Below are 19,184 nucleotides of genomic sequence, written 5' to 3'. Positions count from 1 at the left end.
GGTTTTTCGTCAATTCCATTATACCAAACGGGACAGGTTTATGCCTTTTTTATTGGCTGAAATATTGAATTTTCAAGGTTCAACACACCGTATTGGTGTGGGAAGTTTTAGTAAACTATAAACAGGGTTTACAGTCAAGCAGAACTTGCAGCAATCAACACCTTAAGCTCTGAAGAACTACATTGTTTTATTAAGTTTACACCATTCTTTATTCATGTTCTATTCCTTCTCAAATTGCATATTCTCGAATCTTCCCTCCCTTCATTTACCGAAAAAAACTTGAATCCTATTTTCGATTTCAGAACGATATGATAGAATGGGGAGGAAATTGAGAGAATACGGGGAGAATATATATGAATCTGAAAGCAAAACTGGAAAAACTCAGGGAACACCCATTGGTTCAGGTCTTGGAAAATAATCCTGGAAACCCGCGCACACTGGCATTGATCGAGCCCTTATGGGGCATTCCTTACAATCTGATCGCACCGTTTGCCACGCTGTACATGTACACCCAGGGCATCACAGACGTGCAGATCGGTCTGATTCTATCCATCGCCATGGTGTTTCAAGTGTTTTTCTCATTTTCCGGTGGCATCCTGACCGATAAAGTCGGTAGAAAATTCACCACCATGATGGGCGACTTCTTTGGTTGGGCACTGGCTTGTCTCGTATGGGCTATATCCGACAACTTCTGGCTGTTTTTACTCGCTGCCGTCCTGAACTGTTTTGAGCAGATCAACCAGACCGCGTGGTACTGTCTGCTGATCGAGGACGCACGCTCAAAAGACCTTGTCAATATCTACACCTGGGTGAGCATCGGCGGTCTGGTGTCCATCTTCTTTGCACCGCTTTCCGGCTTGTTTGTCAATGCCTATTCGGTAGTACCGGTTGTGCGTGTTCTGTATCTGCTTTTCACCGTGTCGATGATCATCAAAATGCTCATCACCTTGAAATTCTGCAGGGAAACAAAGCAGGGGAAAATCCGACGTGCCGAAACCAAGGGTGTTTCCGTTTTCCAAATGCTCGGCGAATATCGGCAACTGATTCCTTACCTTCTGAAGGACAAGGGCGCTCTGAAGGCCGTTGCCGTTTCGGTCCTGCTGTATATCAGCAATATGGTAAACACCAACTTTTTCGGGCTGTATGTAACCCAAAGGCTCGGGCTTTCTGAAAACTACCTGGCCGTGTTTCCGATTTTAAACGCTGCCGTCATGCTTGTCTTTATGGTCGGTATCCAACACCGTATGAGCGTTGCAAAATTCAAGGTTCCGCTGTGGACCGGGCTCGTTCTGTACTGTGCAGCTGCTCTGGTGTTGATTCTCTCTCCTGTCAACAGTTTGGTGCCTGTTCTTGTCTACGTATTCACTGCTGCCGTTGCCGCCGCATTGGTGAATCCGCGCAAGGATGCACTGCTCCAGCTCAGCATCAACGCACAGGAGCGCGCGCGCCTGAACGCTCTGATCATGGCCTCAACCATTGCACTCTCCTCTCCGTTCGGCTACCTGGCCGGATGGCTTTCCAGCCTGGACCGCCGTCTGCCCTTTATATTTACCATCGCGCTGTTCATTCTGGCGATGTTGGTCATCGGCCACATTCAGGATCCCCAAACAGAGGAAGCACGCGCCTGAATAAAACGACTGCATCCTCCATTTGTCGGGAAAATAAATTTAACAAACTCAGACAAACAGAGAGCCGGAAAGTCCGCTGTTTATGCGTCTTCCCGGCTCTCTGTTTACTATTCGCCACCAACATATAACATAATTGTTAAATGCCAAGTTGACTTTTATGGGTTTTTATATTCGTAATATCCTTATTTTACTCATTATCCATGGTTTCCGACCAAACAGGTATCATACGGGTATCACGAATATTTCTCCTTAATCGCCCTATCTACATGGTGCTAACACCATGTAATTCTATCCAATAAGCCAGGATTTATAGGGACTTTACCGTACCTTTTTGAAAACAATTAGTCGTCATCCCAAGACGTTCCCATCAGCTCTTTTATCTCAGCACCAGTCGCATAATCGCAACTAATTTCTTCAACCGCACAACTCTCACAAACATCACCGTTTGGATAGTATTCATTATATATTCCAGCCCCATAAGAACGACCGATTCGTCTTCTTGCATCAGAAAGTTCAAATTCTTCTCCACAAAATTTGCATATTGGCATAGCAAATCCTCCATTTAACTAATTCTTATAATTTCTAAAATCTTCTTCTGATTCGTAAATATCATCAGAAGAAATACTATTTTTATGACCGCATTCTGTACTTTAGCTGAAGCACCATTAACATCACCCTAACATCACAGCAAAAAAGAAATCCCAAGAACACCCATTTTACAAGGATTCTTGGGATTTACTAATTATTCAAACTCGTAAACCAAATCTAATTCTATACAGTTTTGTATAGAATATTTGGTTCTATTTGATTTTATTTGTTTCCAACTGTCATGTTTCTATGGTCTGTCTCTGCTAGTGTTATCAATTCGTTATCATGATGATGTTATCATGCTCACTTAAATGTCTGGGTCTGCCTTATGTCTTGCTTTCAGTCTTGCATGCACATTTGAAGTTCCGTATAACACATCTGTGACTGTCACTTTATCCGGATCTACAATGTAACAGACAAGATAATTATCAATTACCATTCTGCGCATTCTCCAAGATCGTTCCGGCTCTACCTCGAAAACCGGACATCTCTCAGGATTACTTTCCAAAGTGAGAATTGCATCTGCAATACGATTATATTGACCCATAGCATTCTCCGCTGCCAAAAGAACATCTGCTATATAATCATAGATCCCTTCCATATCGTCAAGAGCTGTCTGGGTAATTTCTACAATCCGTTTCCCCATCACCTATGAGTCTCCCTAAACTTTTTGAATGCTTCTGCAGCGTTCTCTGTCCTTCCGGCTCTGTAATCATCATAACCTTTCTGAAGCTTCGCATGAAGAGCCGCATCTGTCATCTGAGAGGCATCTATATCTGCCGGTGCCTTTGGAAGCGTAACGGAAAACGGAATCCCTCCAACTAAAACTACTTGATTCAGGAACATATCGACAGCCGTTGACATTGGTATGCCCAGACGCGAAAGAACTGTCTCTGCCTCTGATTTTAATGTGGGATTAATCCGTAGATTAAGTGTTGCTGATTTCTCCATAATGTCACCTCCGTTTATGCTTTAATTGTAACGTCTTCGTCGTTACGTGTCAATAATGAGTTGTAGAATAGTTTAATACTATTTCTTCTTTAGCCCATATCGACTATAACCTCTGTATATTCTTAACTTCCTGACTTTTTCTCACTCAAACTCGGCGTGTTTCCCGATGTTATTAACTATATTTGTTTAGGTTTTGTGTGGATTCATGCCGATATTTACTTCTATTACATCAGTTATTTTGGTTTACTGATTTTCTGTTGCCAAAATGTTGCCACGCCTTTATTATAGCAAATTCTTGCAGATTGACACCCTATTTTTGAATGTTACGCAATAAAAGCCCGTTTTCAGGGCGATAGGCATAAAATATCACCTATGTTCCTATTTTTCATCATGTAACCACTGAATGAATTCTGGAACACCTGGCAATATCTGATTGCCATGATAAATCACACCATCCATATCGCAGATAAACCTTTTTTTCTCGTTAAAATCAATTATGGAATTTCCCATATTCATATATGCCCTGCCTTTCTTTTTCTTTAGAGTACGCCTTGTTCTTTTACTTCTGAAAAATCTATTTTCTACGACCATTGTAATATCGTATCATACGCACATAAAATCAAATACATAACGGCGTGAAATCAAAGTAAATTATTCTATCAGCAGAACCTTTTATGACAATATATCTTTTACACATGTACTCCGATAGTCACTAGGCGATATTTTATATCTTTCCTTAAATACCCGGTTAAATGTTCTCTGACTTTCAAAGCCACTATCCAGGCAAATATTTGTAATAGAATCACTCGTATTTTCCAAACGATGACATGCGTAGTTGAGCCTTGCATCGTTAAGATACTGGTTGAAATTCCTATGAAATGTTTTGGAAAAGAGTCTGGATAAGACATATTTGCTTACTCCAAAGTCTTTCGCCATCTCTTCCAGTGAAAGCTTCTTTTTGAAATTTGCTGATATATAGGAAACCGTCTGGTAAATAAGGTCATTGCTCCCCACATGGCTCTTCTCTACCAGATTCAGTTTTCCTATGCAGCGTGCCAACACAATTTGAAGATAAGCCTGTGCGACTGTAATATCCGACTGTTCTGTCTCTAAGATCGCATTGATAACCCTATATACCTCCGGCTCAACCTTTTCCGCTTTGATAACTGGATATTCAGGAGCCATGGACTGCATGATATCTGCAAATTTACCAATCGTAAAGGGCGATGCGATCAGATAAGTCGCTTTATTTACACCGGGTGTCAGTACCTGATAGTGATGAATAATATCCGGAAATACAAAGCCTATATCTCCTTTTTCCATATGGTAAAGTTCCTGTCCGACACCAAGCTCTAATGTTCCACTTGTTACACAAACAATCTCCAGTGCATTATGAAGATGTGGTTCAATATGTTTTGACTTTTTATTTACTGCTATGATCTCCTCTTTTGTGTCAACATATTTTAACTGCATGAAATACTCCCCTTTGCAACATTTGTCTATATCTTCTTTCGATTTGGCAAGCAATCCTTTTTCATCTATCCTATAATCAACTTGTAAACAAGGAAAGGAGGAATCGCAAATGAGCAATCTTAAAAAATATCTGAACGACCTTTTAGTATTCTACGCTGACTATTTTGAGCATCCATATCATGTATAAATACTAAAAGGACTATTTTGTGAAAACTGAATATTTTTTCTTAAGACCATTTCACAAAAATGAAGTGGTCCTTTTTTTATAAACTTTCAATAAATCTTTTGAATGCAGCTTTCCCGTTAAGCATTCCAATTGCTTCTTCTATATTCAAAATACTGTCCCCCGCTCTTTTGCCTGTTTCATTGTTTCATAATATGTAAAAGCATTGTCTAATTGAAGATTCAATCAGACAATGCTTTTCCCTTCAAATTTTACTCCATGTCTGATGCATCTGTTACTTCATCTGCAGTGATTCCTTTTTCTGCTTTCAGCTTCTTATTTGCACCTTCTACATTCATTCTTGAAAGTACAAACATAATCAATACATCAAAGATTAATGGAAGCCACAGATACATAAACTGCATCATATCAAGTGCGGACTGTGGCTGAGTTGCATTTGTTCCAACGTAACCACTGAAATCAAGCATCCATCCAACAACAGCCGTTCCAATACCTCCACCGATCTTTACACCAAGAGACGTACAAGAGTACATAGTTCCGTCAATTCTCTTTCCCTGTGTAAGATAAGTGTATTCAGAGCAGGATGCGATAACCGCATTCATATCTCCCTGCCATGGTCCCTGTCCTAATGCTGCAAGAGCCGTAAATGCCATCATCAGCGGAACGCTACCCATATATCCGGCAACAACAACAAGTGCTCTACCGATAACTGCTAAGATATAACCTCTTAAGTTCAGTTTGTACATACCTTTCCACTTACCAACTAAAGTTGGTGTGAAAATCAAAGCAATGATCAGTGGAATATTAACTGCCCATGCAAACTGTCCGAACAAGTTTTTGTTTTTCAGTACCCATGTCATGTAATAAATACCGGCTCCAATCATGGCACTGTATAACTGCTGTAAAATGTAAGTTCCACAGATCATCATGTAATATTTGTTTTTGATAAGAAGCTTAAATGCCTGTACCATTCCGTACTTCTCATCCTCATTTTTTACTTCCCCTTCGTTAAGTTCCTCTTCTGGAAGTTCTTTAACAGAAAGAGCAGAAATTGTATTTACAATAAGACCAATAATTGCATAAATAATTGCTACAGTTCTCCATGCAGCTGCATCTCCACCACACTTATCTACAAATCCAACTGTAATTGCCTGAATCAGAAGGCTTGTTAAAAATGCAAAAATGAAACGGTAAGATCCCATCTGCACACGTTCTTTGCTGTTCTTTGTGATGAGTGATGTAAGTGCTGAATATGCAATATTATTAGCTGTATAAAACACACCATTTAACAGTGTATAAGAAATAAAGAACCATGCATATTTAGCGGTTGTTCCCCAGCTGACTGGTACTGCAAAACAGCAGACTAATGTAATGGCACATCCAATATAGCCATATAACATCCAAGGCTTTGCTTTTCCCATTTTGCTGTGTGTTTTGTCGATCATTGATCCAAAGAATATATCTGTAAAACCATCAATTAATTTTGATACGGCAATCAGGGTACCTACGACACCAGCAGCAAGTCCTACTGAGTCTGTCAGATAGACCATCATAAAAGATGTCAGGAATGCATAGACTACATTACCTGCGATATCACCTGAACCATATCCAATTTTGTTATACCATTTTAAATACTTTTTTTCTTCCATAGAATTCTTTTGCTCCTCATATTCATCGCACTTAGAATCTCAAGATGCCTAACAGTATGGTGCCTAATTCTAAATTTTTTTGCTTTGTTTTTGTCTGATTGTTCTGTATATCCGGACTTTACAAAACACCCAGACTCTCCTTCCTTGTTAACGGGTTACTTAAAACTTTATTATCCCTTTATATACGGAACCAGAGTAAACTGGAACCGGAATAATACATCATTAAATCGATACTGATCCAATACAACCGGACCACAACTGTTAGAACCTATTCCATTTAATGCATAGTCAACACAAAATATCACGCTGTCTGATTCTGTCAATTCATAATTATGCGTTTTCTTCTCAAGTTCTTCCTGTGTATAATAAGAAGCATTGAATGAAAATGCCTTTTCTGCGGATGCCACAATTCCATATCGGCTGTTGTTAAGCTCTACATATTCACAATCATAATGGCTTCCGTTTTCCTGTGGACGGATATAGTCCTCGTGTAAATCCCCTACATTTGCCCGGTACAGGCCGTGACTCGCTGCCTGATGTTTATCACGATAGCTCTCCTGTGGTCCCATTCCAAAGTATCTGGCATCTGAAAGTTTCTTATCCAAAAACATTCTCACTCCAAATCTCGGAAGATCCGGGAACTCTCCATCTTTTGTTACTGCTATATCTGCATCAATCTTTCCTGCAGCATCTATTTTCCATGTAATCGTCACATCAAGAATCTTCTGTACCGTCTCTGCCACAACGGAAGCATGGCTTGTAATCTTCACACCATGTTTTCCCTGTGCAACCTCTGTCGTATAGGCTCTTGTGTAAGCCTTATCATAGTGAGCTTTCTTCCATTCAGACTTGATGTACATATCGTTATCTGTTGGAGCTCTCCAAATATTCAACTCCATCGGATGATTCAGATATTCCCGTCCTGCAAATTTCATCTCTGTAAAGAGAGCCGTACGTCTGTCTATGGTGTAGGAAAATTCACGACCTTTGATATGAATCTGTGTATCATTTTCATTCACCTGTAATTCAGAGTTCGTTGCTGTTTTTTCCATCCATTTCTCTGCGAGCTGACATTTTGCATCTTTCTGACTTACCTCAATTTCATCAAATCCCAGAATGTGGTCTTCCTCTAACAGTGGCATTTCTTTTTTCAGATGGTAAATAAGTTTTAAATAGCATTTTCCGCTTTCTGGAACATTGACTTTCAGATTTGTCTTTCCTTCACTGTGTGGTGCCACAGACACTTCTGAAAGTTTACCTTTTCCGATTACAAGACCATCTTGCGTCAGTTCATAACTGATGTTTACATAATCATTCAGGTCATCAAAATCCATATAATTGTGAAGTACCAGCTCTCCACTTTCTTTATCATAAGAAACCACCCTTGCCGGACGATAGACATTCTTGTATTCCAAAAGTCCTGTGTGGGCAGTTCTGTCCGGATATACTAATCCATCCATGCAGAAATTGCCATCATGGATATCTTCGCCATGATCTCCTCCGTAGGCATAGATTGTCTTTCCATTCTCAGCAGTGCCATGAGCAATCGCATGGTCACACCATTCCCAGACAAAGCCGCCGCACATTTTATCATTATCCTGTATCATCTGGAAGTAATCTTCAAAATCTCCAGGGCCATTTCCCATGCTGTGGCAATATTCTACCAGAAGGAATGGTTTGCTTCCGTCCTTGTCCAGATATTCCTGAATCTCGGAAAGTGCCGGGTACATACGGCTGTACACATTCAAGTTGCTGTAATCATATGTTTCATCATAATTACGGTATCTTGCACTCTCATACTGTGTGATACGGTCCGGATCAAATTTCTTTGTCCAAGCAAGTGCTTTTTCAAAGTTGCAACCATAAGCACTTTCATTTCCCATTGACCACATAACAATACAAAAACGGTTTTTATCACGTTCTACCATGAGTTTCACACGGTCAACGATAGCTGATTCCCATGCCGGATCATCGGCAATCTTTTCATTCCACCGCTTGAATCGATTGTAATCCGTGTCTTCTTTTCTGTAGAGCATAAATGGTCCATGAGCTTCTATATCTGCTTCATCTATCACCATAAATCCATACTTGTCACACATTTCATAGAAAAATGGTGCATTCGGATAATGGCTGGAACGGATAGCGTTAAAATTGTGCTGCTTCATTAGCGTAAGATCTGTTGTAATCTGTTCCACACTAATTGTAAATCCAGTAACCGGATCGGAATCATGTCGATTGACACCACGGAATTTAATCTTCTGTCCGTTTAAGTAAATAATCTGATCTTTGATCTCTATCTTTCTGAGTGCGATATGATCTACAATTACTTCATTTTCTGTTTCAAGGATCAGTTTGTACAGGTATGGATTTTCTGTATTCCAAAGCTCCGGACTTGCAATCTCTAACACCGCTGTTCCTTCTTCGGTAATACTTCCTACTGCGACAACTGCTCCATTTTTATCTTCAATCGAAATTTTTACATTTGCCGGAGAGTAGAATTTCACATCAAGTTCTATCTTTGCAAGCATATCCTCAATCTTTGTTTTTATATGATAATCGCTGATTGCCTGCTCCGGACGTTTCAAAATGTACACATCCCGGAAAATTCCACTCATACGGAATTTGTCCTGATCTTCCAAGTAAGAACCGTCACACCACTTCATTACCAATACTGCTATGGTATTCTTTCCATCCTGAAGAAGGTCGGTAATATCAAACTCACTGGTCATATGAGAAACCTGGCTGTATCCCACATAAGAACCATTGACCCATACATAAAAGCAACTGTCTACTCCCTCAAAATTTAAAAATGCTTTTGGTGCATTTTCATCTTTATGATAGTCAAAAGTATGTGCATATGCTCCACACGGGATATCCTGTGGTACATACGGTGGATCAAATGGGAACGGATACCGGATGTTTGTATACTGGTGTGTGTCATATCCTGCCATCTGCCATACACTCGGAACCTGAATCTCGTCAAAGTTTTCTGTATCATAATCCTTCTCAAAAAAAGATTCCTGAATATCATAGATGCTGTTATAATACTGAAATTTCCAAGTTCCGTTTAATAACTGCATACGGTCTGATTCTTCCCTGTGTTCCACCAGGTTGTCCATTCTTTTGGATGCCGGAACATAATAGGCTCTGGCTGGCATTGTGTTTTCATGCAGTACACTTAAATCCTCATAATAACGTGGTACAATCATAAATAACTCTCCTTCAATACATATACATTTTTTTATACGTTGTTCTCCCACAGCAAGTCTTGTTCTTTACTTTTTTGTTTACGTTTCTTTGTTTTTCTATACATAGCTTATCCTAATCCGCAAAATATGTCTATGAATTGGATTAGACAAAATATGCACTAAATGATACAATGGTAAAAAGTAGGAAAAGAGGTGCTGCCCTATGTATATGAATACTGGTTATCTGAACCACTCCCATATGGATTTCAAAGACAAAAGTCGCCCACTGATTGTAGGAAGCTGTGGTACTTATCGCCTTTCCAGCCATCCAAAATTACCAACCTACCGTCCAAGGGGACGCCTGGATTATCAGATCATCTATATCACTGCCGGTTGTGGACATTTTCATTTTGACAATGTAGATAATGAAACGATTGTTCCCGCCGGTAATATTGTACTGTACAGACCGAAAGAGCTTCAGAAATATGAATATTATGGGGAAGATAAGACAGAAGTATACTGGATTCATTTTACAGGCAGCAATGTTAAAAATATCTTACGTCAGTATGGATTTCCGGATAAAGAACGGGTTTTCCAAGTTGGCACATCTATGGAATATGAACGGGTTTTCAAGCGTATTATCATAGAACTTCAACGCTGTCAGGACAACTATGAGGAAATGCTTGTTCTTCTGCTTCGTCATCTACTAATCACTTTCCACCGAGAACTGACACGAGAACATATTCTGAAAAACGAATGCCTGGATCAGGAAATGAACACTGCAGTTACCTATTTCAGCGAAAATTATAATCAGGACATCAACATAGAGGATTACGCAGCCTCACGAGGCATGAGTGTCAGTTGGTTTATTCGGAATTTCAAAAAATACACCGGTTCCACACCAATGCAATTCATCGTAGGAATCCGGATCAACAATGCTCAGATGTTACTTGAAACAACAACCTATTCCATCAATGAAATCTCTAAAATCGTCGGATATGATAACCAGCTGTATTTCAGTCGGCTTTTTCACAAGCTGAGAGGATATTCACCGCGAGAATACCGAAAGCTGAGAAACAAATTCTGAAATCCACAAAGAGGATACCACAGAATTATCAAAGCAATGATTTGTGGTATCCTCTTCTCTCTTTTACTATTCTTATTTTACGAACTCAACCGAATAATAATACATATACTCATTATCTGTATCTATGTATTCACCTTTAATATCCTGTATCGGCAACGAACTCACTCCTTGTTCGCCATAGATCAGTGCTGCCAATCCTTGCTCTGTTCCGTATTCTATCGGGCTTTTGTTCTCTATAGACGTTGCAGATCTGTCATAATATTCTCTGTTTGCAACACCCTCCAAGATTGGCATTTCTGTCATATATTTTGAATATTCATCTGCCGCAATAAGCTTTGCAGTAAAATTATCAAAATCCGGCGTAATAACAATCCATCCATTTTTTGCAGATTTCACATCCTCATAGGAAAGTTCCAAAACCTTCTTATGAGAAATTCGTTTTCCAGACTGGTATTCTGACAAGTAAACATACAATGTTTGAAATGTATCTTTTGAATTGTATCGAAACATCATGGTTCCATCAATTCCAGATAACAATTCAGCTGTTTTCATTTCTACACTATCTGGTGCTACTGCTTCTATATAATTTTGTGGTTGCCGCAATTTATTACATACCATGATTCCAAAAACAATAACACATACTCCCACAACAATAAGAAGTACAGCAATAATCTTCTTTAAATAACGCTGTTTATGACTACTATCTTTTGATATCTGTATCAGTGTATCTTCCGATTTTTTTTCTACATTAGTTACCTCAATATCTTCACCAGCCAAAAATTCATTTAGACTGATGCCTAATATTTCACATAATTCTAAATACACAGACACATCTGGTAAACAGATCCCTCGTTCCCACTTAGAAACTGACTTATCACTCTTCCCCAGTTTCTCAGCGAGCTGTTTTTGAGTCATACCAAGTTTTTTTCTTTTTTCTGCAATATAGCTTCCGATTTTCACAAGGTCCATAGCCATTCCCCCTTTTGGGATTATAGTATCTATTTTCTCAGAAAAAGTACACCCCTTAATGGTAGAATCATGCTGTATTCAACAGATTTTCATTGAATTACCAGAAATTGCTGGAATAGAATCTTCTGATTTTTTGAAGGCGGAAAAAGCGGTCAACCATAAAGATCAACCGCTTAGAATTGTTATTTACCCAAAAACGAATATACCTCTACCAACAATCCTTTGCTATTGGAATTTTTCCCGATTGTATATTTCCAAATCGTATTCATCAGTTTCTTTTCATCCAACGGCTTCGATAAGTGTTCATTCATTCCGGCTTCTTTGCTTTGTTTTTTATCATCCAGAAACGCATTTGCAGTCATTGCAAAAATAGGAATTGTTTTTGCTTCTTGCCGTTCCAGTGATCTGATTGTTTTTGTAGCAGTCAGTCCATCCATCACCGGCATCATAATATCCATGAGAATCACATCAAAATAATGCACCTCTGATTTCGCAAAAATATCGACTGCCTCTTTTCCATCTTTTGCAGTGACGACATTGATTCCAGCATTTTCCAGAATAAACTTAGCAATCTCCATATTCAACTCATTATCTTCTACCAAAAGTGCTGTCAATCCCGAAAGATTTTTCGATAAATTTTCCTCTTCCAGCGTGTCTTCTTCTTTATAATCTGAATCGAGTTCAAATGAAATTGTAACTGTGAAGGTTGTACCGACATTTAATTCGCTTTCTACCGCAATCTTTCCGCCCATCATTTCTGTGAGTTGTTTGGCAATCGGCATTCCAAGCCCAGTTCCCATATAACTGGTCCTTGCACTGGAATCTTCTTGTGCGAACGGTTCAAATACATGAGAAAGAAAACTTTTACTCATACCACGCCCTGTATCTGAGCATCTAAACTTATAGGTTGCCTTTCCACCTTCACATGCTACTTACGCATGAAACCATTCCTTTCCTTCTTCCTGTGGGATTTCGCAGGTGTCTTCTACTCCATAGAAACGCTTTACAAAATATTTTGTTGGAACTTTTCCTCTAAGTGTCAGATATCCCTGTTCTTCCAGTTCTTTGTTCAGGTTACCAATGATTTCATAAGCCGATGTCTGTTTTACTTTTCATCGACACCTGCGCTGAGGAGCATCCTCACCATTCTCAAAAACGGACAGGATAGGATTCCCCTCAATCAAGCCGCTGAAGCACCTGTGCCGAAAAATGGCACCCGCCACGGGATCACACGAGACGCTGATGCTTTCCGGAAAGGGGGTGCAAACATATGATCAACCAGTCAACGATTGATACCCTCAAGCAGATGCGGTTCTCAGCCATGGCCAAAGAACTGGAGTCCCAGTTGAGCGATCCTGATACCTACAGCAGTCTCGGCTTCGAGGAGCGGATCGCTCTCCTGGTCGATGCAGAGTGGAACCGCCGCCAGGCCAATAAGCTCGCCAAATGCATCCGTGATGCCGGATTTTCAGCGCCAAATGCTTGTATGGAAGAGATCGAATACCATCCGGACCGTAAGCTGGACAAGACGCAGCTGACACGCTTCTCTACGATAACCTGGCGTACCAGGAGTACATGAGGATCTACTATGATGGCGGAGATCCAATGTCATTTAAGGAGCATGTGGATTCCATGATAAGGATTGCCCAGGGTCAGGATGACGACCGGTATTAAGTTGTCAAGGTAATAATCTATAGTCATCAGCGTATGTGCTGGAATGACTCTATGTAAGATGTCCTGAAAACATCAGGTCATCGGCTGTGGAGTCAACGCTCCATCAGCACGGAATGCGTTTGCTTTGTTTAGCTGTCATTCATCTGGCAGGATGGCACTTGTCAATGTCGTAGTTGCGTCAGCGAGGCGATAACAGCCATTGCAAGCTCCATTCTCGCCAGATACCGTCTTTAGGCAAAGTAATCGAATATCGAGTGGATCAACCATCCGGAAGGATGGTTCACTTCACCGGAAAAGTGGTTCGCATCGTTGGCAAAGTGCAGTTGCCGACCGGTACAGCCAACCGGCAAGGCGGTACTCTTGTTTCGGCAGGGTGGTACAGTTAGACCGTGCAGATGGTACTAATTCACCGTTATTTACATCCTGTATTTTGAATATTTATCTTTTCATATACTCTGTACTGACAGGTGCAAAACAGGACATCCTATTTCGGATTTTTGCAAAAATTATTTTTTTTACGGTTGCTTCCATAATGTATCTGGTATCAGGAGCTCATTGAAAAAGAGTATAAAAAAACAGTTTGCTCCAACGGAAAATACTTCCATTAAAACAAACTGTTCTTTAATTTCCACTAATTATATCTTTCTGAATTTGGATGATTTTGCGAAAATCTCGTCATTGTCCGGAATAAAAGCAAGAGAAAAAAATAAATTTTAACTCCATTTGCACTCCACCGGGCAATTCAGAAGTCCCGCAAAGCCTTTATTTACGGGCTTTTTCGCATTTTCGTCCGCTATTCGAACTCGGCGTGTTCTTCGTTATCGTTAACTATATTCGTTTAGGTTTTATGCAAATACACACCATTTTTCATTTCAATTACATCATTTATTCTGGCTTGCTGATTTTCTGTTGCCACTATGTTGCCGCTATATCATAAATTCTCCTATAAAACTATGCCTTCTGCGCTATGATACAGAAAAATCGTAAAATTTTTATCATCAATATCACTTATCGTTTCGGATATCATCTGATAATCTTTTGCCTGTAAGTTTTCTTCCACAATTGCATCAGACACTGTATATTTATAGCCACTCCCGCCTATCTTTTGGATGATTCTCTCACATATTATATCTACATAGGAAAGAAGATTTTCAACCAAATTCTCAATATTCATTATGTCATCTCCATCATGAATTATACAATTTCTTGCTCGATAAATTCGCTGCAAATGCCATCTTACTTTTTTTTCATGTTCATTTAACATACGGTTGAGATTTTTCTTCGTGCCAAATTGCTCATTTAAAGTAAAAATCCTAAATCTCAATAATGGAAACGCTTCTAATTCCTTGTACAATTCTTTTCTCTTATCATCATATACCTCAAGTGCAATAAATGCAAATAATTTCTCTATTTCATCTCCCCCTACCGTAATCCCTGATAAGACAGTATCTGTTTTCCTTTTACTCCATCGTTGCAAATCTGATAGTAAATTTTTTACTATCTTTTCAATATAAGAGTTTATTAAGTAAGGTATTACCAAATCAATAATATTAAAAATCCTACTACGGTCATTATCGTTTTTTTCTTTTTCCAACAATAGTTCAAGAATGGACCATAAACTTAGCAAAGCATTAGATGGCGATCGAATCCCTAATGCCATATTATGTATCTCCATAATTCTAGATAGTTTATACAAATTTTCATAATTCGTAGTCGCCATGTCAAATAGATTTAAAGCACTAGTAGAAGATACCGCAAATGATTTGGTTTTTTTTGATTTTTCTATACCAGATACAGGTTCCTTAATATATTTAATCTTATTTTCTCCTACTTTCACAAATCCATTTTTATAAATACCATTTTCAACATACCTAAAAAACGAGTAAAAATGATTTAATAATCCGATTATACTTTTCCCCATTTCATAAGCTGAATATTCATCATATGCATTTAAATTTTTAATTTCAATAATACTATATCCTTCAATCTTTTGAATACCTTTCGGAATTTTATTATTGTCCAAAATAACAATAGAATTTTCAGGCATTTTTTCCGATAATAGTCCACTAAATTTCGCAAGCTCTTTATGAACTGTAAAATACACCGAATATCCTTTCACTTCAGAATCAAAACAACTAAAAAAAGTATCTAAACTCGCTACATCATTCACACTTTTTAAAAAAAACACTTTATTTAAACATGAAAAAATAAACCTTGAGTTATATCCTAAAACTGTAAGTTCTCTTACTAAATATTTTGAGCATAACTCAATTTCCTTTTTTCTATCCTCTAAAACTGCATCTTTTAACTCCATCTCAATTTCTTCCAAATATCTACGATTAGATAATTTATCTAAAAATAGTTGACAGACCTTCCTTTTCATATTGCCGTCATAAGAACCATGGTTTTTTAGAAATTCTTTAGTTATACTAATACCAATGATTTTCTGCGCTGCAATATCCCCCTTCAAGGACCACACAATTTCTTCAAATATTGGAAGCTCATTTTTATCCTTTAGCACCCCCTCTTTAATATTATCAACAGTTTCTAAATATTCACGTAATAATAATTTTATATTTAACGTTGGTGTTTTATATGTATCCATTGAATAATGAAAAAGCAATTCATCCATCCGCTGTACAAAAAATAACATTCCTTGCAAATCAGAAATATCCTTCCAGTTTTTCAATCCTCTCTTAATCATTAGTCTCCTCCTATGCGTCTGGAATCTCTCGAAATATAAGGCTTCCAGAGCATCTAAATCGTAACATTACCATTAAACACTCTTTTCATCAATCATTAATCTATCATCTACAATTTCATCAATTTGATTCGATTGTTTAATCCGATTTACAAAATCATAATTCAGCAATTCTTCATTCCATAAACGCACAATATTTTTCTCTGTGCAATATTGCAAACTTTTTATAATTCGAGAAATCTTATAAAGATAACTACCCTCATCATACATAGCATCTTCATTTTCCCATTCTTCCATCTGCCCCGAATATTGGACAATCGGCAAATTATTTGCAGCTTCTTTTTCAATCCGCAAATAATTATTAGCCATTAACTTGCAGCTATCATGCGCTTGCAACAGGGTTTTTAAATCTTTGTAAACAATTCTTGATTTTACATCATAAGCAAAATATGGCGTTACTTTCCCATCTATCGGATTAACAAATAAATGACAATAAGAAAATCCTTCCAGTTCGTTTGGTCTTTCCACGTCAACAATGCAACCATGTATCTTTCCAGAACCTCCAAGATGCTTAATAAATTCAGAAAGCTTCTGTTGACCTCCTACATATCTATATAGTAGTTGATTTACATTTTCCGCATATTTTTCAAGGTTATCATAATAATAAGATAAATCTTCCAATCTATTTCGTCTTAATCTTCCCAATTTGCCACCGTTCATAAGATAAAGAGATTTTCCTCTTGAACGTTTTGAATATTGGCAATATATTAAAAATAAATACATACTATCTCTTTTTAACATATAAATTGTTCCGTCTTCCCTTTTAAATGACATAGAAACCAATTTTCCTCTGTTAAAATCAATATACTGCTCCTTTGTTATTTCATGTACTCCATCTTGATAATAAGCAAATATGTCATAATCATTATCACAATAGAAATATTTTAATCCAATATTCTTTGCTCTATATCCAATTTGATTATCAGCATATATAGTTCTCCTATCGCTTATTTCATAAAAGTTTTGGTGATTATGTCCGTTCAAATATATCCAATGTGGATTGTGTATTTCTGTATTCCAGTCCCCTTTCTTGACATGCGTAAGGACTATAACTCTATTTTTCCCTAAACATTCCAGTACTTTTGTGTATATAGTGTTAAAACAATTTGCCTCTTGTATATCTTTCTTCCACGCTGCTTCTCTTGATAATTCATCAAAACTTTTCCCATATCGTATATTTGATGCATTAAATTTTTTATTTAAACCGCTAAATCCTATTCCACCTAAAATAATAACCGAACTACATTGAACCTTATTCCGTAACTCTTCTTTGCTCGTTTTCAGTATTTCTGCTTCACTGAGTATCTCACATTTTTTTCTATCTTCTACACACATTAAATCATTTTGCAAAAATACTATACCTAATTTCGCAAAAAATTTTCTATATATCTCTACGTTATCTTCCATCTCAACATAAGGATCCCATAATTCGTGATTACCAGACACAACCACTATCTGATTTGGATTCCACCACTGTATAAGCTCATTATAAAAGATAACCGTAAACTCAAAAATAGATGAAGTATCCCCCGCAATCAGCAAATAACTATTAAATGGTCTGGTTCCAATGGAGCGAACCATACTTCTTGCCAAAAATTTTATATATGAACGTATTTCTTCTTTTGTTGCCTTATCCTCAAATTTATTACAAACTCGATGTGTCAAATGGATATCGCTAATATAAAAAAATGGAATATGGTTAATATCAAACCGTTCATGTTCATCATCGTCAATGGGCTTGGGATAACAAAATTCATCAGGTATCATAATTTCATTATTTCCCATAATTTCGTCAGTTCCCAAAGTCTTTTTTATAGTAGCAAAATATGTTCCGTCATATAGTCCTTGCGATTGCAATATCTCACTATTGATAATTGCACCTTCAATATTATAATTTCTTAAATCAATTCCACGAAAATCAAAACTTCTCAACTCAGCATCAAAAAGATTTCCATCTAAAAAAGCATAGAATTTGTCAAAATCTTCAAATTTTTCTTGGACACAATATGATTCTTCTATTATCTTTTTGTCGTCGAATATTGATTTATGATGCCCGCATACCACTTTAATTTTGACGTTAAACTTTTTTTCCTCAGAATCATAATATTTGTGTGTAAATTGCAATTTCCCTTTTGATTTTTGATAACTCAAAATATCTTCAGATATTTTCACCTGTTCTGGCATATACTGTGCAATAGAAAAATCTTCTTCCATATAATTTATACATAATGCCTTCACATCTGGGCGATTAGGCATATACACTAACCACTTAAGATTATGTGCAACAATTTTTTCTATTAAATCAATTTCCGTATTATCATCGAATAATTCATATCTTTTTTCCTGTGAAACAAACGACAATGTATTTACATCTTTTTTAATTGCATTTATACAAATCATTGATGTTTTAAAATTTTCTGGCACATTATTCAATAATTCCGGGACTGCTTCAACTGCTAATTCACACATTCGTTTAGTAACAAGCTGTCCAGGGACATATCGAAATGCTTGTCCATTCTTTTTTACTGCTGCCAAACACATTTTGGAATCTAAGCATTTTCTGGACACAAACTGTAAGGCTAAAGGATTTTGTCTAATAGCCGCTTTGCAAAGTTCTATCGTTTGCTCTTTTTTAGGAATCTTTTTCAGTAACATACCATCTCTTTTTAATTCCTTTATAATATCCATGCTCCCCTAACCCTTTCTCTAATTTCCATAACTTAATTATAGCTTCTTCATTTGAAAGAGTAAAGAGAAACAGCGAATCCCCGCCAGCCAGTCAAGAGTAAACTTCACGGCTACGCCGCTCTTGACTGGCTGGCGGGGATTCGCTTCATGGCAGCTAAGAGGGCTTTAAACAGCCCTCCATCTGTCAGCGGGCTTCCCGATTATGTTTTCTCTTTGTAGCCCGTTTCTGCTCAGCTTCCATCCGTTCCTGTTGCTTCGCCCGGTTAATCACAGCATTCACCTGTTCAGAACCGACAACCGCCTTTATACGTCCAAAATCCGCCGCCACTATCCGCAGTTCCCGA

General features: G+C 37.8%; 14 protein-coding genes and 2 pseudogenes. 3 read left to right on the top strand and 13 right to left on the bottom strand.

The genetic code is table 11. From position 1 onward, the window contains the following. The first annotated feature begins 353 nt into the window (after positions 1 to 353). Positions 354 to 1,628 carry an MFS transporter gene (locus H6A32_RS02890; protein WP_087166892.1) on the top strand — a complete coding sequence of 425 codons (1,275 nt, stop codon included), beginning with the start codon at positions 354 to 356 and terminating at the stop codon, positions 1,626 to 1,628. A gap of 341 nt (positions 1,629 to 1,969) precedes the next feature. Here H6A32_RS02890 and H6A32_RS02885 read toward each other — a convergent pair whose 3' ends face one another. From H6A32_RS02885 to H6A32_RS02855, 7 genes and pseudogenes are all read right to left on the bottom strand, one after another. Further along, entirely contained in the window at positions 1,970 to 2,176 is a 207-nt protein-coding gene (locus H6A32_RS02885; RefSeq protein ID WP_087252168.1) for a hypothetical protein, read from the bottom strand. A 347-nt stretch (positions 2,177 to 2,523) separates the two neighbouring features. Continuing rightward, a complete protein-coding gene (locus H6A32_RS02880; protein ID WP_204863712.1) occupies positions 2,524 to 2,862 on the bottom strand; it encodes a type II toxin-antitoxin system RelE/ParE family toxin in 339 nt (112 codons plus the stop codon). After that, positions 2,862 to 3,167, bottom strand: coding sequence for a type II toxin-antitoxin system RelB/DinJ family antitoxin (locus H6A32_RS02875; protein WP_087166891.1), 306 nt, complete (start codon positions 3,165 to 3,167; stop codon positions 2,862 to 2,864). The genes H6A32_RS02880 and H6A32_RS02875 overlap by 1 nt, the downstream gene beginning before the upstream one ends. 384 nt (positions 3,168 to 3,551) lie before the next feature. Beyond that, positions 3,552 to 3,626, bottom strand: a pseudogene (locus H6A32_RS17000) (TIGR01457 family HAD-type hydrolase); the annotation flags it as partial. A gap of 213 nt (positions 3,627 to 3,839) precedes the next feature. Then, positions 3,840 to 4,640, bottom strand: a complete 801-nt coding sequence (locus tag H6A32_RS02865; RefSeq protein WP_204863711.1) for a helix-turn-helix domain-containing protein — start codon at positions 4,638 to 4,640, stop codon at positions 3,840 to 3,842. A 435-nt stretch (positions 4,641 to 5,075) separates the two neighbouring features. Next, positions 5,076 to 6,473, bottom strand: coding sequence for an MFS transporter (locus tag H6A32_RS02860; protein ID WP_087252170.1), 1,398 nt, complete (start codon positions 6,471 to 6,473; stop codon positions 5,076 to 5,078). Between the two features lie 170 nt (positions 6,474 to 6,643). Continuing rightward, entirely contained in the window at positions 6,644 to 9,682 is a 3,039-nt protein-coding gene (locus H6A32_RS02855) for a glycoside hydrolase family 2 TIM barrel-domain containing protein (RefSeq protein WP_204863710.1), read from the bottom strand. Between the two features lie 202 nt (positions 9,683 to 9,884). Here H6A32_RS02855 and H6A32_RS02850 point away from each other — a divergent pair, with 202 nt between their 5' ends. Then, the gene (locus H6A32_RS02850) at positions 9,885 to 10,748 is read left to right on the top strand and encodes an AraC family transcriptional regulator (protein WP_204863709.1); all 864 of its coding nucleotides are present in this window, start codon (positions 9,885 to 9,887) and stop codon (positions 10,746 to 10,748) included. Positions 10,749 to 10,820: 72 nt separating this feature from the next. Here H6A32_RS02850 and H6A32_RS02845 read toward each other — a convergent pair whose 3' ends face one another. The 3 genes and pseudogenes from H6A32_RS02845 to H6A32_RS16635 form a co-directional block, all read right to left on the bottom strand. Then, on the bottom strand, positions 10,821 to 11,717 hold the full coding sequence (locus H6A32_RS02845) for a helix-turn-helix domain-containing protein (protein WP_204863708.1): 897 nt from the start codon (positions 11,715 to 11,717) through the stop codon (positions 10,821 to 10,823). A 182-nt stretch (positions 11,718 to 11,899) separates the two neighbouring features. Next, positions 11,900 to 12,409, bottom strand: coding sequence for a response regulator (locus H6A32_RS16640; RefSeq protein WP_346342231.1), 510 nt, complete (start codon positions 12,407 to 12,409; stop codon positions 11,900 to 11,902). 3 nt (positions 12,410 to 12,412) lie between these two features. Continuing rightward, positions 12,413 to 12,616: pseudogene (locus H6A32_RS16635) on the bottom strand (ATP-binding protein); the annotation flags it as partial. Positions 12,617 to 12,987: 371 nt separating this feature from the next. Here H6A32_RS16635 and H6A32_RS02835 point away from each other — a divergent pair. Next, positions 12,988 to 13,296 carry an ATP-binding protein gene (locus tag H6A32_RS02835; RefSeq protein WP_087166885.1) on the top strand — a complete coding sequence of 103 codons (309 nt, stop codon included), beginning with the start codon at positions 12,988 to 12,990 and terminating at the stop codon, positions 13,294 to 13,296. A gap of 1,038 nt (positions 13,297 to 14,334) precedes the next feature. Here the strand turns inward: H6A32_RS02835 and H6A32_RS02830 are convergent. From H6A32_RS02830 to H6A32_RS16810, 3 genes are all read right to left on the bottom strand, one after another. Beyond that, the gene (locus tag H6A32_RS02830; protein WP_204863706.1) at positions 14,335 to 16,095 is read right to left on the bottom strand and encodes a hypothetical protein; all 1,761 of its coding nucleotides are present in this window, start codon (positions 16,093 to 16,095) and stop codon (positions 14,335 to 14,337) included. A gap of 72 nt (positions 16,096 to 16,167) precedes the next feature. Further along, positions 16,168 to 18,840, bottom strand: a complete 2,673-nt coding sequence (locus tag H6A32_RS02825) for a DUF4116 domain-containing protein (protein WP_204863705.1) — start codon at positions 18,838 to 18,840, stop codon at positions 16,168 to 16,170. A gap of 184 nt (positions 18,841 to 19,024) precedes the next feature. Beyond that, positions 19,025 to 19,168 (bottom strand): hypothetical protein, encoded by a 144-nt coding sequence (locus H6A32_RS16810; RefSeq protein ID WP_346342230.1) that lies wholly within the window; start codon positions 19,166 to 19,168, stop codon positions 19,025 to 19,027. Between the last annotated feature and the right edge of the window lie 16 nt (positions 19,169 to 19,184).

The sequence above is a fragment of the Drancourtella massiliensis genome (genome assembly GCF_016900655.1).
GTDB lineage: Bacteria > Bacillota > Clostridia > Lachnospirales > Lachnospiraceae > Sellimonas > Sellimonas catena.
Note: the sequence above shows the minus strand (reverse complement) of the source record. Positions and strands in the feature narration are given on the sequence as shown.

Bases quoted from the DNA above. Each gene is read 5' to 3' on its own strand.
- H6A32_RS02890 (WP_087166892.1), top strand. From the start codon at position 354: ATGAATCTGAAAGCAAAACTGGAAAAACTCAGGGAACACCCATTGGTT.
- H6A32_RS02885 (WP_087252168.1), bottom strand. From the start codon at position 2,176: ATGCCAATATGCAAATTTTGTGGAGAAGAATTTGAACTTTCTGATGCA.
- H6A32_RS02880 (WP_204863712.1), bottom strand. From the start codon at position 2,862: ATGGGGAAACGGATTGTAGAAATTACCCAGACAGCTCTTGACGATATG.
- H6A32_RS02875 (WP_087166891.1), bottom strand. From the start codon at position 3,167: ATGGAGAAATCAGCAACACTTAATCTACGGATTAATCCCACATTAAAA.
- H6A32_RS02865 (WP_204863711.1), bottom strand. From the start codon at position 4,640: ATGCAGTTAAAATATGTTGACACAAAAGAGGAGATCATAGCAGTAAAT.
- H6A32_RS02860 (WP_087252170.1), bottom strand. From the start codon at position 6,473: ATGGAAGAAAAAAAGTATTTAAAATGGTATAACAAAATTGGATATGGT.
- H6A32_RS02855 (WP_204863710.1), bottom strand. From the start codon at position 9,682: ATGATTGTACCACGTTATTATGAGGATTTAAGTGTACTGCATGAAAAC.
- H6A32_RS02850 (WP_204863709.1), top strand. From the start codon at position 9,885: ATGTATATGAATACTGGTTATCTGAACCACTCCCATATGGATTTCAAA.
- H6A32_RS02845 (WP_204863708.1), bottom strand. From the start codon at position 11,717: ATGGACCTTGTGAAAATCGGAAGCTATATTGCAGAAAAAAGAAAAAAA.
- H6A32_RS02835 (WP_087166885.1), top strand. From the start codon at position 12,988: ATGATCAACCAGTCAACGATTGATACCCTCAAGCAGATGCGGTTCTCA.
- H6A32_RS02830 (WP_204863706.1), bottom strand. From the start codon at position 16,095: ATGATTAAGAGAGGATTGAAAAACTGGAAGGATATTTCTGATTTGCAA.
- H6A32_RS02825 (WP_204863705.1), bottom strand. From the start codon at position 18,840: ATGGATATTATAAAGGAATTAAAAAGAGATGGTATGTTACTGAAAAAG.